This is a genomic window from Dyadobacter sp. SRI_021 (genome assembly GCF_057586235.1).
In genome coordinates, this window is record NZ_JBYCZM010000048.1 from 1 (window position 1) to 346 (window position 346).

The 346-nt window shown below is 54.6% G+C and carries 1 protein-coding gene; it reads right to left on the reverse strand.

Features of this window, described 5'->3' with window-relative positions; genetic code table 11:
- Positions 1-346 (reverse strand): hypothetical protein (locus AC2YIT_RS32210; protein WP_487281950.1); only part of this gene is annotated, 346 nt, incomplete at both ends.

Sequence of the window (346 nt, forward strand, 5' to 3'; positions counted from 1 at the left end):
TGGATCGGTGTACCATCGACCGTATTTGCAGGCGTTGGGTTCAAGCCGTTGACGTCGTTGAATACGGTACCGCTGAGCGAAATCGGTGCTGCGACCGTGAAAGGCAAGGTAATGCTTCCGGGTGTAGCATCCTGTACGCCTGCCGCATCGATAGCTGCGATCGGGATGACCACGCTGACAGCACCGTCGGCAGGGTCAACCTGGATGGTTACCGTTGGCTGACCGGTAGCATCGGTTGGGATACCCTGCGGATAGTCATCGGTAATTCCAGTGATCTCGGTATAGGTATTTCCGTCGATAGTAATGCTGGTGGCATTGGTTGGGAAACCGGTAATAATAATGCCGG